Below are 16,665 nucleotides of genomic sequence, written 5' to 3'. Positions count from 1 at the left end.
TCGCCGCCACCGACGAAGATGGATGGATGAGCGATGTGCTCGAGCGGTTCGGCCCTGCTACGCAGGACTGGTTCCGTGGCGCGTTCCCGCGGCCCACCGATGCGCAGATCGGCGCGTGGGATGCGATTTCGCTCGGACGGCACGCCCTCGTCGTTGCGCCCACGGGCTCCGGCAAGACGCTCTCAGCGTTCCTGTGGGCGATCGACCGGGTCTTCCACGAGAAGGATGCGGCGCCGCCCGTCGCCACGGGGAGGAAGCGACGGTCGACGGATGCCGTGCCCTCCCCCACGCGGATCCTCTACATCTCGCCCCTGAAGGCACTGGGCGTCGACGTCGAGCGCAACCTCCGCTCGCCGCTGGTGGGCATCGGCCAGTCCGCCCGTCGACTCGGCATCGCCGTGCCCGACGTCACCGTGGGTGTGAGATCCGGCGACACCACCTCGAGCGACCGGCGCAAGCTCGTTTCGGCGCCCCCCGACATCCTGATCACGACCCCCGAGTCGCTCTACCTGATGCTGACGAGCCAAGCCGGCGCAACGCTCACGGGAGTGCACACCGTCATCGTCGACGAGGTGCACGCCGTCGCCGCGACCAAGCGCGGCGCACACCTCGCGGTGAGTCTGGAACGGCTCGACGCGCTGCGCCAGGCGCACCAGCCGGGTGTCGCGGCCGCACAGCGCATCGGACTCTCGGCGACCGTCCGACCCATCGATGAGGTCGCACGCTTCCTCGGTGGCGCTGCGCCCGTCGACATCGTCGCTCCGCGATCCACCAAGGCCTTCGACCTGCGCGTGATCGTGCCGGTCGACGACATGCTCAACCCTCCCCCGCCGCCGGGCGCCGAGGCAGTCCCGACCGAGGCCCTGGCCGACGACTCGGTCGACTCCGCGGACGTCGTGGACGAGGACTGGTTCTCGGACGGCTCGACCGGGTCCCGCACCGCCCACCGCCCCGAGTCGACCGAGCTCACCGGATCGGTGTGGCCGCACGTCGAAGAGGCGATCGTCGACCGCATCGTCCGACATCGCTCCACGATCGTGTTCTGCAACTCGCGTCGACTCGCGGAGCGGCTCACCGGACGACTGAACGAGATCTACGCAGAGCGGCTTGGCCTGGAACTCCCGTACCCGGGCGTGCCCGCCGCGATGATGGCCCAAGCCGGCGCAACGGCAGGTGCTGATGCCGTCCTGGCGAAGGCCCACCACGGCTCGGTCTCCAAGGAGCAGCGCGCGCAGGTGGAAGACGAGCTGAAGTCCGGCATCCTGCGCTGCGTCGTGGCGACCAGCAGCCTCGAGCTCGGCATCGACATGGGCGCGGTCGACCTCGTGATCCAGGTCGAGGCGCCGCCGAGCGCGGCATCCGGCCTGCAGCGGATCGGCCGCGCCGGTCACCAGGTGGGCGAGGTCAGCCGGGCTGCGCTCTTCCCCAAGCACCGCGGCGACGTGCTGCACACGGCGATCGTCACCGAGCGCATGCTCGCGGGGCAGATCGAGTCCATCTCCATCCCGCAGAACCCGCTCGACATCCTCGCCCAGCAGACCGTGGCCGCGAGCGCCCTCGGACCCGTCGACGTCGAGGGCTGGTTCGAGACGCTCAAGCGCAGTGCACCGTTCCGTTCACTGCCGCGATCCGCTTACGAGGCGACGCTCGATCTGCTGGCGGGCAGGTTCCCCTCCGACGAGTTCGCCGAGCTGCGTCCCCGCCTGGTCTGGGATCGCGATCACGGCACGCTGACCGGGCGCCCCGGGTCGCAGCGCATCGCTGTGACGAGCGGTGGCACCATCCCCGATCGCGGACTGTTCGGCGTCTTCATCGCAGGTGAGTCGCAGAACGCACGCGTCGGCGAGCTCGACGAAGAGATGGTGTACGAATCGAGGGTGAACGACGTGTTCACCCTCGGCACCACCAGCTGGCGGATCGTCGAGATCACCCACGACCGCGTCAACGTCGTGCCGGCGTTCGGTCAGCCGGGCAAGGTGCCGTTCTGGCACGGCGACGGCATCGGCCGCCCGGCAGAGCTCGGCGAGGCGCTCGGCAAGTTCTCGCGCGAGGTCTCGGCCGCGACCCCCGAGAAGGCCGAGGATCGGCTGCGGGATGCCGGCCTCGACGACAACGCCGCGGGCAACCTGCTGGCCTACCTGAGCGAGCAGCGCGAGGCGACCGGCACCCTCCCGACCGACCGCACCCTCACGGTCGAGCGCTCGCGCGACGAGGTGGGCGACTGGCGCGTCATCCTGCATTCCCCGTACGGCATGCAGGTGCACTCGCCGTGGGCACTCGCCGTCAACGCCCGCATCCGCGAGCGTTTGGGGGTGGAGGGCTCGGCCGTCGCGAGCGATGACGGCATCATCGCGAGGGTGCCGGATGCCGCGGCCGAACCGCCCGGCGCGGACCTCTTCGTGTTCGACCCCGACGAGCTCGAGCAGATCGTGACAGACGAGGTCGGCGGCTCGGCGCTCTTCGCCTCGCGCTTCCGCGAGTGCGCGGCCAGAGCCCTGCTCCTGCCGCGCCGCAATCCCGGCCGGCGGAGCCCGCTGTGGCAGCAGCGTCAGCGCTCGGCCCAGCTGCTCGAAGTCGCCCGCCGTTACCCGACCTTTCCGATCATCCTCGAAACGCTGCGCGAGGTGCTGCAGGACGTCTACGACGTGCCCGCGTTGCTTCGCATCGCGCGAGCAATCGGCGAGCGCCGCATCCGGCTCGTCGAGACGACGACCTCGCAGCCGTCTCCGTTCGCGCGCGACCTGCTGTTCGGGTACGTCGGCGCGTTCATGTACGAGGGCGATTCACCGCTCGCCGAGCGCCGGGCAGCAGCCCTCTCGGTGGATCCGGCGCTGCTGTCTGAGCTCCTCGGGCGGATCGAGATGCGCGAGCTGCTCGACCCCGACGTGATCGCCCAGTTCGAGCGCGAAGCGCAGCGGCTCGACCCCGAGCGCCGGGCACGCGGCGTCGAGGGCGTGGCCGATCTGCTCCGCATCCTCGGTCCGCAGAGTGCCGCCGACGTGCAGGCGCGCCTGGAGCCCTCTGACGGCTCGGCCACCGCGACCGAGGCCGAAGCCGAAGCCCTCCTGACCGCGCTGATCGATGCCCGCCGCGCCATCCCGATCACGATCGCGGGCATCAGCCGAGTCGCCGCCATCGAAGACGCCGGGCGACTCCGCGATGCCCTCGGGGTGGCACTGCCGGTAGGCATCCCTACCGCATTCCTCGAGCCGCTGGCCGACCCGCTCGGCGATCTGGTGGCCAGGTACGCGCGCACCCACGGCCCGTTCCGAGCGGATGCGGTCGCCGAGCGGCTCGGCGTCGGCGTCGCCGTGGCACGGCACACTCTGCAGCGACTCGAGTCGCAGGGCCGGGTCGCCAGCGGATTCTTCCTGCCCGCCCCTTCGACAAGCTCAGGGACCGCGTTCGACGCAGAGACCGCGTTCGACGCAGAGACCGGGTTCGGCTCGGGGACCGGGGTGGGATCGGCGACGAGCGCGAGCGCCGTCGACGAGGCCGAGTGGTGCGACGCCGAAGTGCTGCGGCGGCTCCGGATGCGGTCGCTCGCCGCGATCCGCGGCAGCGTCGAACCGGTGTCGCAGGAGGCGTACGCCCGGTTCCTCCCGGTGTGGCAGCACCTCACCCGCCCGCTCGACGGCATCGACGGAGTGTTGGCCGTCGTCGAGCAGCTGGCCGGAGTGCCGATCCCGGCGAGCGCATGGGAATCGCTGGTGCTGCCGGCGCGCGTCGCAGACTACGCCCCCGGAATGCTCGACGAGCTGACAGCGACCGGCGAGGTCGTGTGGTCGGGCCACGGCAGCCTCCCGGGGCGAGACGGCTGGATCGCGCTGCATCCGGCGGACGCCGTCGCGCTGACCCTCCCGCCTCCCGAGGACGACATCGCCCCAGGCAGTCTCGAGGCTCAGCTGCTGCTCGCACTCGCAGCAGGCGGGGCGTACTTCGCCGCGCAGCTGCGCCAGCTCACCGGTGCGGAGAACGAACAGGCGGTGGTCGAGGCGCTGTGGAGCCTGACCTGGGCGGGCCGCGTGACCAACGATACGTTCGCGCCGGTGCGCGCACTCGTCGGCGGCGGTTCGCAGGCGCATCGGGTGGCGCGCAAGACACCTCGCGCACGGGTGTACCGCGGCGCAGCGGTGCGGACCGTCGCCGCCTCGGTGCCCCGCCCGGCGTCGGTGGGAGGGCGGTGGTCGCTGCTCGCGGCCCCCGAGGACGACCCAGCACTCCGGGCCACCGCGGCTGCGAGCCTGCTGCTCGACCGGTACGGGGTCGTCACGCGGGGCGCCGTGCAGGCCGAGGGTCTTCCCGGTGGCTTCGCTCAGGCCTATCGCGTGCTCGCCGGGTTCGAAGAGGCCGGTCACTGCCGCCGCGGGTACGTGATCGAGAAGCTCGGCGCGGCGCAGTTCGCGGCATCCGCCACCGTCGACAGGCTGCGTGAGTTCGCCGGCGTGTCCGACCCGCCGCCGCTGCTCGCCGTCACTCTCGCCGCGACGGATCCGGCAAACCCCTACGGCGCGGCGCTCGCCTGGCCGGCGCTCGAAGGCATCTCGCACCGCCCGGGTCGCAAGGCTGGCGGGCTCGTCGTGATCGTCGACGGCACGTTGGCGCTCTACCTCGAGCGCGGCGGCAAGTCCGCACTCGCCTTCACGGGCGACGAGGCAGTGCTCGGTGCAGCGACCCGCGACCTCGGTGTGACCGCCCGTGCCCGCCGACTCGACACGCTGACGATCGAGCAGGTGAACGGGGAGTTCGTCTACGGGACCCCCGTCGGTCGAGGGCTGCGGGATGCCGGCTTCGTCGAGTCGCCGCGCGGCCTGACGCTGCGGCGGCTGACGGCCGGCGACGAGACGCGCGCCCTCCGGCAGGCGCAGGGTCCAGCCCGTGCGTGAGGCTCGGGTGCCGCCGTATGCCTGAGGGAGACAGCGTCTACCGCGCCGCCCGCCGCCTGAACGAGGCGCTCGCCGGTGCCGAAGTGACGCGATTCGAGCTGCGGGTTCCCCAGGCGGCGACCGTGGACCTGCGTGGGCTGGTCGTGCACGAGGTCGTGCCGCGCGGTAAGCACCTGCTCCACCACATCGGCGACTACACGCTGCACTCGCACCTGAAGATGGAGGGCGAGTGGCGGGTCTATCGCCCTGGGGAGCGCTGGCACAAGCCCGCGTACACCGCCCGGGCGATCGTGGGCACCGCCGAGCGCGAGACCGTGGGCTTCGATATCGCCGACATCGCAGTGGTCGCGACGGCCGACGAGGAGCGGCTCGTGGGCCATCTCGGACCCGACCCGCTCGCGGAGACCTGGGACCCGGTCGAAGCGGCGCGCCGGCTTTCGAGCGACGAGCGCGCCGTCCACGTCGCGATCCTGGATCAGCGCAACGTGGCCGGCTTCGGCAACGAGTACGCCAACGAGATCCTGTTCGTGCGCGGCATCCTGCCCACGACTCCTGCCAGTCAGACGGATGCCGCGGCGATCGTCGATCTCGGCGCGCGCATGCTCCGCGCGAACAAGGATCGCGGCAACCGGACCTTCACAGGGGACTCTCGACCCGGCCGCGCGACCTGGGTGTACGGGCGCGAGGGTCGGCCGTGTCGGCGCTGCGGCACCCTCATCCGCAGCGGCTCGCTCGGTGCCGATCCCACCCGCGAGCGCAACATCTTCTGGTGCCCGGAGTGCCAGACGGCGCCGCGATGAGACGACACGGCTGCCACGATTCGAGCTGAGGCGGACGATCTGTCGCACTTTGTCCCTCGGGCGCTCCAAGGGCGCCTTGCGCCGTTCGAAACCGCGCTGTTTTCCAGTCGTCACACAGGACCGGACGATCTGTCGGTCTGGACACGTGCACACCGCGAATCGTCCGGTTCGGCGAGCACGACGTTGCACCTCACCTCTCGGCGATATTGAATACCCAGACATCCCACCACCGTGCGACGCTGCACGGCGCGAGAGCAGGAGGGCACCACGACGTGAGCACGGCGACCGATTCGGACATGGCTCCGACGGCGAATCCCCTCTCGCACGAACGTCGCGGCGCGGTCGTCCTCGACCGCATCTCGAAGCGCTACGGCGATCAGCTCGCAGTGGATGACCTGTCGCTCACGATCGAGCCGGGCGAGTTCATCTCGCTCCTCGGGCCGTCCGGGTGCGGCAAGACCACCACTCTGCGCATGATCGCGGGCTTCGAAGAACCAGATGCCGGCGACATCCTCGTCTCGGGGCAGAGCGTCCTGGGCACGCCGCCCTACCGGCGCGACGTGAACACGGTGTTCCAGGCGTACGCGCTCTTCCCGCACATGAGCGTCGCCGAGAACGTCGCCTATGGCTTGCAGCAGCGTCGCACTCCGAAGGCAGAGATCCGGGAACGGGTCTCGACCGCGCTCGACATGGTGCAGATGCGGAGGTTCGCCGATCGCAAGCCCACCCAGCTCTCCGGCGGGCAGCAGCAGCGCGTCGCGCTGTCGCGGGCCCTGGTGAACCGGCCGGCCGTCCTGCTGCTCGACGAACCTCTCGGCGCACTCGATCGTCAGCTGCGCGAAGAGATGCAGCTCGAGCTGAAGCTCATCCAGGCGCGGCTCGGCATCACGTTCGTGTTCGTGACGCACGATCAGGGCGAGGCGCTGTCGATGAGCGACCGCATCGCTGTCATGCGCGACGGCCGCATCGAGCAGCTCGCCGACTCCGACACCATCTACGGCGCGCCGATCTCGGCCTACGTCGCGGCGTTCGTCGGCCAGCAGAACTTCTTCGACGGCCGCGTGACACCGGATGCCGACGCCGTCGACACGCCACGCGCGCTGGTGCGGCCGGCGCAGCCGGTGACCTCTGTGGCAGCGGGGGCCGCGGCGCGCGCCGCGATCCGCCCGGAGTTCATCGAGCTCTCGGCGACACGGCCGGACGGCGATGCGAACCTGGCGGAGGGTCGCATCATCGGCGTCTCGCACCTCGGCGAGACGATGCAGTTCCTGGTGCAGCTCGGGCCCGACCATTCCGTCATCGCCCGACGGCCCACCCCTGACGCCCCGCGGCTCGCGGTCGGCGACGCCGCCTGGTGCTCGTGGCGTGCCGAATCCGTCCAGGTGTTCGCCGCCGATGCCGCCGCTGCCGCCGCCGGCTTCGTCGAGCCGCCGACCGCCGAGGCGGTCCCGCCCGTCTGATCCACCGATCGCCGCCTGACCCCCCGAGCCCGAACCCGAGAGGACCCGTCCATGGCCGAGCAGAACCCCGTCCGAATCCTGGCGCATCGCAACGCCGCGCCCATCCTGGTGCGAGAGCTCTCGCGCCGCCGGTTCCTTTCGTTCGCGGCCGCTGCCGGCGGCGCGGCGTTCCTTGCAGCGTGCGCCTCCCCTGGTGCGAAGGCGGAACCGGCTGCAACCGGCGGAACGCTCGAAGACAAGCTGTCGATCTACTCGTGGGGCGACTACGACGCGCCCGAAGTGCTGACGGACTTCACGTCGGAATTCGGCCCCAAGATCACCGTCGACGCGTTCGGATCCAACGAAGAGCTCATCTCGAAGCTCGTCGCGGCCAAGGGAACCGGCGGCTACGACATCATCGTTCCGACCGGCGCCTTCATCCCGCAGATGGTGCAGAACAACCTGCTGCTGAAGCTCAACAAGGACCTCATCCCGAACCTCGAGCACATGGATGCCGCGTTCCTCGGCCGCAGCTGGGATCCCACGAACGAGTACTCCATCTGCAAGGCATGGGGCACGACGGGCTTCGTGTACGACAAGACCGTCATCACGCGCGAGTTGAAGGACTGGAACGACTTCCTGGATGCCGCGCAGAACGAGGCGAGCGGCAAGGTCAGTGTTCTGGACGACCCGGCGGAGATCACCGGGATGTACTACTGGGCCAACGGCATCGACTGGAACACGACCGACACCGCAGACATCGACGCCTGCGAGGACTTCATCGTGAACACCCTCGCACCGAACATCGCCGCCTTCGACTCCTACCCAGGCTCGAGTGCGATCCCGCAGGGCACCCAGGCGCTGGTGCAGGTGTGGAACGGCGACGCACGGCAGGGCATCCTCAACTCCCCCGATCCCGACAAGTGGCAATGGGTGCTCGGGTCGCCCACCACCGAACTGTGGATGGACAACTGGGCGATTTCGGCGAGCGCGCCGCATCCCGAAGCAGCGCACGCCTTCATCGACTACGTGCTGACTCCCGAGAATGCACTGCGGGAGCTCGACTACATCGGATACCACACGGGCGCCAAGGACATCCAGGCCACGGCTGAGGGCGAGGATCTCGAGATGCTCGACCTCGTGTTCTTCACACCCGAGCAGCTCGACACCATGGTCGACGGCGAAGTGAACGAGGCCCAGCAGCGCACGGTCGACATCTGGAACAAGGCCAAGGCCGCTGCGGGTGCGTAAAGTCCGCCTTCCCGCATTCGCGCTCGCGATTCCCGCGTGGGCGTGGCTGCTGGTGTTCTTCGTCGCGCCGGTCGCGGTCGTCTTCTGGTACAGCTTCGGCTACAAGCCCGGGATGTTCGGCACGCACGCCAACGACATCCTGTCGTTCGACCGCTACCTCGAGGCGCTGACGCCGACATTCTTCGACACGTTCCTCAACACGCTGTGGATCGGGATCGCCGGAACCGCCATCTGCTTCGCCATCGGGGCGCCCGTCGCGTACTGGATGGCCGTGAAGGCACCCGCGAACATGAAGGGCATCCTGATCGCCCTGGTGCTCGTGCCGTTCTGGACCAACTTCCTGGTTCGCACCATCGGCTGGCAGGTCATCCTCTCGCCGCAGGGCTGGCTGTCGCAGCTGCTCCAGGCCATGGGGCTCGGACCTCTCGACATCCTGTACACCCGCCCCGCGGTGCTGCTGGGTGTGGTCTACAACTACCTGCCGCTGATGATCCTGCCGCTCTTCGTCGCGTTCGACCGCGTCGGCACCGCGATGCGCGAGGCCTCGAAGGACCTCGGAGCCGACCGCTGGCGCACGTTCGCACGCGTCACGTTCCCTCTTGCCCGGCCTGGCGTGATCGTCGGCGCACTGCTCGTCTACATCCCGTTGATGGGCGACTACATCACGGCGACCGTGCTCGGCGGAGCGAAGGGCAACATGGTGGGACAGCTGGTCGCCAGCCAGTTCCAGACCGCTCAGAACTGGGCGCTCGGCTCGGCGATGGCGATCATGCTGATCGCGATCATCATGCTGTCGGTCGCAGTGATGGGTGGCCTGCTGTGGCTCGTCTCGCTGCCTTTCCGCCGCCGCAATCGCCTCGTCCTCGAGGAGGTCACGTGATGACCGCCCTCGAGACGGGTCCGATGGCGAGCCCGGATGCCGCAGCACCTCGCGCCCCGCGGGCACTGGCACCCCTGCATCGGCATCGCCGACCGCTCACCGACCGCCTGCTCGTGGTGTGGAGCATCCTGATCTTCGCGTTCCTGTTCGCGCCGATCGTCGTCATCGTGTTGTATTCGTTCAACAACGGACGCCTGCTGACCGCCTTCACCGAGTTCGGGTTCAACGGATACCTCGCGCTGCTGAACAAGAGCGTCCTGAGTGACGCGGTACTGGTCTCGATCAAGACGGGTGCCATCGCGTCGGTGCTTGCGACACTGCTCGGCACGCTCGCCGGCATCGCCCTCGCGCGCAAGCCTGGCAAGTGGACGTACTGGTTCGTCGCTCTGCTGCTGCTCGTGTCGGTCACGCCCGAGATCGTCGACGCGGTGTCGCTGCTGCCGTGGCTGGTCTTCCTCGGGCAGGACCTCGGGATGTCGATCTTCAACGACGGCACCGTGCGCCTCGTGGTCGGCCATTCGCTGTTCTCGGTGGCGGTCGTCACCTACATCGTGCGCGCCCGTCTGATCGGGCTCCCCGCGAACCTCGAAGAGGCCTCCGCCGACCTCTACGCGTCGCCGCTGCAGACGTTCCGCCGCGTCACGCTGCCGCTCGCCCTGCCCGCCGTCCTCGCCGGTGCATTGCTGGCATTCACCTTCAGCCTCGACAACACAGTGGTCTCGTCCTTTGTGCAGGTCTCGGGCTCCACACCGTGGCCGGTCTACGTCCTCAGCGCCCTCCGGAGCGGGTTGCGGCCCGAGATCGCCGCGGTCTCGACGGTCATGCTCCTCCTCACGCTCCTCGCGCTCGCCGTCGTGGCGTGGGTGCTCAGGCGCGCCGGGGACTCCGCCACCGACATAGCCCGCACGATGGCCGGCGGCTGACGGCAGTTCGGTCGCTCCGTTCTCGGTGGTTGAGCGAGGGAGCGGAGCGACCGAGACGAAACGCCTGGGCCGCTGCGTTTCGTCTCCTCGCTTCGCTCGTCGCTCAACGACCGAACACCCCAAGGAGTCATCCATGCCCCACGCCGATCTCGTCTTCAGCGGCGGACCCGTCTTCACCGCAGACACGGTGCGCTCACGCGCCAGCGCGGTCGCGGTGACAGATGGTCGCATCGTCGCCGTCGGCGGAGATGACGTCCGCGCGCTGATCGGACCGAGCACCGAAGTGGTCGACCTGGGCGGGCGGATGCTGGTGCCCGGCTTCCAGGACGCGCACGTGCATCCCGTCTCCGGCGGCCTCGAGCTGCTTCGCTGCGACCTCAACGCAGGCTCGACCGAAGAGGGGTACCTGCAGATCATCGCCGCGTACGCGGCAGCGCATCCGCATGACGAGTGGATCCTCGGCGGGGGCTGGGGCATGTCGGCGTTCCCCGGCGGCACGCCGACCGCGGCATCCCTCGATCGCGTGCTTCCGGACCGCCCGGCGTTCCTTCCCAACCGCGACGGCCACGGCGCGTGGGTCAACTCCACTGCGCTGCGGCTCGCCGGCATCGACCGGCACACGCCCGACCCCGCGGACGGCCGCATCGAGCGTGACGGGGACGGCATGCCCACCGGCACCCTCCACGAGGGTGCGATGTCGCTCGTGAACCGGCTGCTGCCGAAGACCACCGTCGACGTGCTCACGCAGGCCCTGCTGCGGGGGCAGGAGTACCTGCACTCCTACGGCATCACGGCGTGGCAGGACGCGATCATCGGCGAGTACGCCGACCTGATCGATGCGGCACCGGCGTACCTGCGAGCCGCGGCCGACGGCACGCTGACGGCCCGCGTGGTCGGGGCGATCTGGTGGGACCGTGCGAGGGGTCTCGAGCAGATCCCCTCCATCCTCGAGCGTCGCGAGCGCTACCGCGGCGGCCGCTTCGCCGCCACATCCGTCAAGATCATGCAGGACGGCGTCGCCGAGAACTTCACCGCGGCGATGCTCGAGCCGTATCACGACGGCCACGGGCACTTCACCGACAACTCGGGCATCTCGTTCGTGCCGCCCGAGATCCTCACCGAGGCGGTGCCCCGGCTGGATGCCGAGGGCATCCAGGTGCACTTCCACGCCATCGGCGACCGAGCCGTGCGCGAGTGCCTCGATGCCGTCGAGGCCGCGATCGCCCGCAACGGCCGCGGCGACAACCGTCACCACATCGCCCACATCCAGGTCGTGCATCCCGAAGACATCGCGCGGTTCCGTCGGCTCGGAGTCGCCGCCAACATGCAGTCCCTCTGGGCGGCCCTCGAGCCGCAGATGGTCGACCTGACGCTGCCGTTCCTCGGTTCGCCTCGGGATGCCTGGCAGTATCCGTTCGGCGACCTGCAGCGCTCCGGCGCCGTGCTCGCCGCAGGCAGCGACTGGTCGGTCTCGACTCCCAACCCGCTCGCGGCGATCCACGTCGCGGTGAACCGGAGGTCCGCGCCCGGCTACGAAGAGGGCGAGTACGACGCGTTCCTCCCCGAGCAGTCGATCGACCTCGCGACATCCCTGACGGCGTACACCGCCGGTTCTGCGTGGGTGAACCATCTCGACGCCGACACCGGCACGATCGAGACCGGAAAGTACGCCGACCTCGCGGTGCTCGACCGCGATCCGTTCGACGGTCCGGCCGATCAGATCGGAGCGACGCGGGTGCTGCAGACCTTCGTCGAGGGCGCCCGCGTCTACGCGGCACCCGATGCCTGACCCGCTCCCGGTGCTCAGGCCCGACGCTTGCCCCGCCCCGCCCCGCCCCGCCCCGACAGCCTGTCCGGAAGTCGCGCAAGTCCCGACAGCCACCACTCGCGTCGCGAGCACGCGCCCGGAAGGATGGGAAGAGCACCGAGCGACAGGGAAGTGATACCCGTGGGCACGACCGTCTTCGAACGACAGCGGCCGGCAGCATCCGTCATCCGTCAAAGCCTCGCCGACGCGCGGCAGAGCGTGTTCTGGCTCGACGACCTCGGTGCACGCGAGGCGCGTCCACGGCTCGCCGGCCCGACCACCGCTGACCTCGTGATCGTCGGCGGCGGATACACCGGCCTCTGGACGGCGCTGCATGCCAAGCGTCGCGACCCGAGTTCCCGCGTCGTCATCCTCGAAGCGCGCACGGTCGGGTGGGCGGCGTCCGGTCGCAACGGTGGGTTCTGCGAGGCGAGCCTCACCCACGGCCACGAGAACGGGATCAGCAGGTGGCCCGACGAGATCGCGGCCCTCGACCGGCTCGGCATGGCGAACCTCGACGCCATGGGCGAAGACATCGCCGCCTACGGCATCGACGCGGACTGGGAGCGTGTCGGCAGCCTCGCTGTCGCGACCGAGCCGCACCAACTCGAATGGCTCGATGAATGGGCGACGGATGCCGCATCCCGCGGCGACGAAGGCATCCAGCGGCTGAGCGCGACCGAGGTGCAGGCCTCCGTCGCGTCGCCGACTTTCCTCGGTGCGGTGTGGGACAAGCACGCGACAGCGCTGGTCCATCCGGGCAAGCTCGCAGCGGGGCTCGCACGCGCCGCGGAAGACGCCGGGGTCGAGATCTTCGAGTCGTCGCCCGTGCGCGGGCTCGAAGACGATCAGGCGTCCGTCACGGTCATCACACACGGCGGCCGGGCGACGGCGAAGCGCGTCGTCCTCGCCACCAACGTCTTCCCTTCGCTCCTCCGCCGCAATCGGCTCATGACGGTTCCCGTATACGACTACGTGCTCATGACCGAGCCGCTCACCGACGACCAGCTCGACGACATCGGGTGGGGTGACCGGCAGGGCATCAGCGATCTCGCGAACCAGTTCCACTACTTCCGGATGAGCCGCGACAAGCGCATCTTGTTCGGCGGCTACGACGCGGTCTACCACTACGGACGCCGAGTGCGGTCGGGTTACGAGAATCGCCCCGAGACGTTCGACAAGCTCGCGAGCCACTTCTTCACGACCTTCCCTCAGCTCGAGGGCACCAGATTCACGCACCGCTGGGCGGGCGCGATCGACACCTCGACGCAGTTCTGCGCGTTCTTCGGCACCGCCCGCGACAACCGCGTCGCATACGCCGCCGGTTTCACCGGACTCGGCGTAGCCGCGACGCGGTTCGCCGGCGACGTCATGCTCGATCTCCTCGCCGGCGAGCGGACCGAACGCACTCAGCTCGAGATGGTGCGCAAGCGCCCGCTGCCCTTCCCGCCCGAGCCGGCTGCGGCCGTCGGCATCAATGCCACACGCTGGTCTCTCGACCGCGCCGATCACAACCGCGGACGGCGCAACCTCCTCCTGAAGACGCTCGACTCACTCGGGCTCGGGTTCGACTCGTGAGCCGGCTGAGTCCAGGTACGGCGACGGATGCCGCGGCTCTGCCGCTCGAGCATGATCCGGTGCCGGCCGAACAGATCGTGGCGGGCGACCCGACCACCGGCTACGCGACGCTCGATGAGAGCGGCGGCGCCGAGCTCGGGGTGTGGGAGATGTCACCTGGGGCGATGAGCGACGTCGAGGCGGACGAGCTGTTCGTCGTCCTCGCGGGTGACGCGACGGTCGAGTTCGTCGACCCGGCGCTCCCGCCGATCCCGCTGGCGCCCGGTGCCGTGGTGCGGCTCACCGCGGGAATGCGCACAGTGTGGACCGTGCGCGAGACGCTGCGAAAGGTCTACCTCACGCCGTAAACTGGCGCCCCGAGCAGCAGGTCCCGGGTCAGCGACTGGCCGCCTGGGAGATGCGGACGGTGTTGCCAGACGGGTCGCGGAACGCGCAGTCGCGCGCCCAGCCCTGGTCGATGGGCTCCTGCAGAACCTCGGCGCCGAACGCGCGCACGGTCTCGAAGGTCGCGTCGAGGTCGTCCGTCACGAAGACGAGCATGGGCAGCACGCCCTTGGCGAGCAGCTCCTGCATGGTGTCGCCGTCCGCCTGGGAACGACCCGCATGCGGTTCCGACAGCACTATTCCGAGCCCCGGCTGGGACTCGCTGCCGAGCGTGACCCAGCGGTAATCGCCGGAGCCGACGTCGTTCGTGACCTCGAGGCCGAGCCCGTCGCGATAGAACGCGATCGCCTCGTCGACATCGCTGACGGTGATATTGGTGAAACGGAGTGCAATGGTCATGAGTGCGACTTTAGGCCGCCTCTCGCGCCACCGCTTCTCCATTCCTGCTCGATGCATTGCGTGCCGGGCGCGTGTGCGACTTCGCCACACAGGCCGGCATGGCATTGACCGCGTGATGCTCTCGGTTGCGGTACGAGCTCGCCGACTCTCCGACGATCTCGGCGAATCGCGAGCTGAACGACCCGAGCGATGTACAGCCCACCGTCATGCATGCATCGGTGACGCTCGCCCCTTCGCGCAGCAGGGCCATGGCGCGCTCGATACGGCGCGTCATCAGATAGGTGTACGGCGTCTCGCCGTACGCGGCGCGGAACCGGCGAGAGAAATGCGCCGGCGACATGAGGGCCTTCGCGGCCATGGTGGGGACATCGAGCGGCTTCGCGTACTCGCGGTCGATGAGATCCCGGGCGCGGCGCAGGTACGTCAGCGTCTCGATCTCCTGCGGGGTCATGATCCGACGCTAGCACCGGAGCCCGACACCGGTCAGTCCCCCGGGCCACCACCGTCAGCGCCCGGCGCTGCGCCGTACCAGCAATGCGAGATGCAGCGCCGTCTGCGTCTCGCCGTCATCGAGATCGACGCCGAGCAGCTCCTCGAGCAGTGCGATGCGCTGGTAGAACACCGAACGCGAGAGATGAGAAGCGGATGCCGCGGCGGTCCGGTTGCCCGGATGCGCGAGCATCGCCTCGAGCACGTCCAGCAGGTCGCCGCCGCGCCCGAGATCGTGGACGATCAGCGGCGCCAGCATCCGCTCACCGTGCTCGAGCACCCGGTGATCGTCGCGCAGCGCGGTCACGAGCTGTACGAGCGGCCGATTCTCGGCGCGGCGCAGGTGCGGCCCCGCCCCGGCGCGGCGACGACGGCCTCGCGCGAGGTCGACCGCCTCGTGAAGCGACACCAGCGCCGCGTCGAGCCCCTCCGCACTCCGCCCGACCGACACGACCACTCGATCGAGTTCGCCGGTGCCCTGGACGAGCGACCGGGCGAACGCGAGCGCCGCGGTGTCGTCGAACGTCACGTCGGCCGGGATCGACAGCAGAGTTGCGGATGCCGGTGCGACGACGCCGTCCGGAGCCGATCCGGTGAGCGCGCGTCCGCGCAGTGCGCGGGCTGCCGCAGTGGCAGCCTCCGCCGACACCGGCGCGCCCGAGACCACGATGCCGAACAGCCGTGCACCGCGCAGCGGAAGACCCGCCGCCTCGAGGCGCGCCGCCGCACCCCCGGCACCGGCGAAGCGGCCCGCGAGCAGGCCGTCGAGCAGCCTCTGACGCCCGATCCGTCCCCACTCGTCGGAGTCGCCGTCTGCGAGTCTGCCCACCGCGAGCGCGATGGCGCTCTGCTCGAGAACGGCGGTGCGACCGGCCGCGTGATCGGGCCCCGGAAGCGCGATGAGGTTGCCCCAGCGGATGCCACGGGCTTCGACCGGAACGACGAGCCACTCGTCCTCGCCCAGCGAGGCTCCGCCGCGCTCGCGGCGCTGCTGCGCGCGTCGGTGGGCGAAACGGGAGCGCAGCTCCCACTCGGTGAAGAGCTCCTCCTCGAGTGCCAGCGGGACTTCGGCCGCCACGACTTCGTGCGCGAGGTTCTCGAGGATGACGGGCGCGCTGAGAGTCTGAGCCACCTGATGGACGATGAAGTCGGCGGGCGAGCCGCGGAGCACGAGTGCCGTGAATCGTTCTCGCACCTCGTCACGAGAACGCAGCGCGTCGGTCTGCCCCGCGATGATCCGGCTGTGCACGGCCTCGGTCAGCGTGACGAACTTCACCTCGCGGTGGAGCACGATCAGCGCGAGTCCCCGTTCCGCGGCTGCCTCGACGACACCCGGGGGAACGTGACGGTGGTGCGTCCCGAGTTCCAGAACCAGGCCGGACAGCCCGGCATCCGCCAGTTCGCCGATGAAGCGGCGGAGAGCCGGCGGTTCGGAGGGCCAGGACGATCCGGTCGACAGGAGCAGCTCACCGCCGTCGAGCAGGCGCGCGACGCCTGCGCTGTCGGAGACGTGCAGCCACCGCACGCGCGCCTCGAGCGCGTCATCGCCCACCAGCACCTCGGGTACGCCGGAGGCGACCGCGTCGAGCGCGATCACTTCGCGCACCGTGGGCAACGTCTCGGAGGCCGAGGCCTGGCCCGGACGATCTGTACTGATCGCCCGATCATCACGTCGTTCGAGCACCGTCAACGCCTTTTCTGGATTGCCGTACCGGGGTTCCGTCAGCCTAATCCACCCGGTCGATCTGTCCGGATGTCGGCCAGAGCGCCGAGGCGCCGGCCGGCGCAATCCGATCTCGGGTCGTCTTCGAATAATCGGTGCGGCAGAA

General features: G+C 69.8%; 12 protein-coding genes. 9 read left to right on the top strand and 3 right to left on the bottom strand.

Annotated elements, in window-relative coordinates:
- Positions 1-26 precede the first annotated feature (26 nt).
- From ABD188_RS07200 to ABD188_RS07160, 9 genes are all read left to right on the top strand, one after another.
- The gene (locus ABD188_RS07200) at positions 27-4,886 is read left to right on the top strand and encodes an Lhr family ATP-dependent helicase (RefSeq protein ID WP_344059948.1); all 4,860 of its coding nucleotides are present in this window, start codon (positions 27-29) and stop codon (positions 4,884-4,886) included.
- Positions 4,887-4,903: 17 nt separating this feature from the next.
- Positions 4,904-5,686: a DNA-formamidopyrimidine glycosylase family protein gene (locus tag ABD188_RS07195; protein WP_344059947.1), complete on the top strand. Its 783-nt coding sequence runs from the start codon at positions 4,904-4,906 to the stop codon at positions 5,684-5,686.
- A gap of 272 nt (positions 5,687-5,958) precedes the next feature.
- The gene (locus ABD188_RS07190) at positions 5,959-7,146 is read left to right on the top strand and encodes an ABC transporter ATP-binding protein (RefSeq protein ID WP_344059945.1); all 1,188 of its coding nucleotides are present in this window, start codon (positions 5,959-5,961) and stop codon (positions 7,144-7,146) included.
- Positions 7,147-7,197: 51 nt separating this feature from the next.
- Positions 7,198-8,376: a polyamine ABC transporter substrate-binding protein gene (locus ABD188_RS07185; protein WP_344059942.1), complete on the top strand. Its 1,179-nt coding sequence runs from the start codon at positions 7,198-7,200 to the stop codon at positions 8,374-8,376.
- The gene (locus ABD188_RS07180) at positions 8,369-9,256 is read left to right on the top strand and encodes an ABC transporter permease (protein ID WP_344059940.1); all 888 of its coding nucleotides are present in this window, start codon (positions 8,369-8,371) and stop codon (positions 9,254-9,256) included. The genes ABD188_RS07185 and ABD188_RS07180 overlap by 8 nt, the downstream gene beginning before the upstream one ends.
- Positions 9,256-10,179: an ABC transporter permease gene (locus tag ABD188_RS07175; RefSeq protein WP_344059938.1), complete on the top strand. Its 924-nt coding sequence runs from the start codon at positions 9,256-9,258 to the stop codon at positions 10,177-10,179. The genes ABD188_RS07180 and ABD188_RS07175 overlap by 1 nt, the downstream gene beginning before the upstream one ends.
- Positions 10,180-10,312: 133 nt before the next feature.
- On the top strand, positions 10,313-11,968 hold the full coding sequence (locus ABD188_RS07170) for an amidohydrolase (RefSeq protein ID WP_344059936.1): 1,656 nt from the start codon (positions 10,313-10,315) through the stop codon (positions 11,966-11,968).
- A gap of 159 nt (positions 11,969-12,127) precedes the next feature.
- On the top strand, positions 12,128-13,564 hold the full coding sequence (locus ABD188_RS07165) for an NAD(P)/FAD-dependent oxidoreductase (protein WP_344059935.1): 1,437 nt from the start codon (positions 12,128-12,130) through the stop codon (positions 13,562-13,564).
- Positions 13,561-13,911, top strand: coding sequence for a cupin domain-containing protein (locus tag ABD188_RS07160; protein ID WP_344059934.1), 351 nt, complete (start codon positions 13,561-13,563; stop codon positions 13,909-13,911). Before ABD188_RS07165 ends, ABD188_RS07160 begins: the two co-directional genes overlap by 4 nt.
- Positions 13,912-13,939: 28 nt before the next feature.
- On the opposite strand, the gene ABD188_RS07155 is transcribed toward ABD188_RS07160, so the two are convergent.
- The 3 genes from ABD188_RS07155 to ABD188_RS07145 are packed head-to-tail and all read right to left on the bottom strand — an operon-like array spanning position 13,940 to position 16,520.
- A complete protein-coding gene (locus ABD188_RS07155) occupies positions 13,940-14,347 on the bottom strand; it encodes a VOC family protein (RefSeq protein WP_344059932.1) in 408 nt (135 codons plus the stop codon).
- A 10-nt stretch (positions 14,348-14,357) separates the two neighbouring features.
- On the bottom strand, positions 14,358-14,798 hold the full coding sequence (locus ABD188_RS07150) for a helix-turn-helix transcriptional regulator (protein WP_344059930.1): 441 nt from the start codon (positions 14,796-14,798) through the stop codon (positions 14,358-14,360).
- 54 nt (positions 14,799-14,852) lie between these two features.
- Positions 14,853-16,520: a PucR family transcriptional regulator gene (locus tag ABD188_RS07145; protein WP_344059928.1), complete on the bottom strand. Its 1,668-nt coding sequence runs from the start codon at positions 16,518-16,520 to the stop codon at positions 14,853-14,855.
- Positions 16,521-16,665: the final 145 nt, after the last annotated feature.

The organism is Microbacterium pumilum, assembly GCF_039530225.1.
Classification (GTDB): Bacteria; Actinomycetota; Actinomycetes; order Actinomycetales; family Microbacteriaceae; genus Microbacterium; species Microbacterium pumilum.
This window is presented reverse-complemented; position numbering and strand designations above follow the sequence as displayed.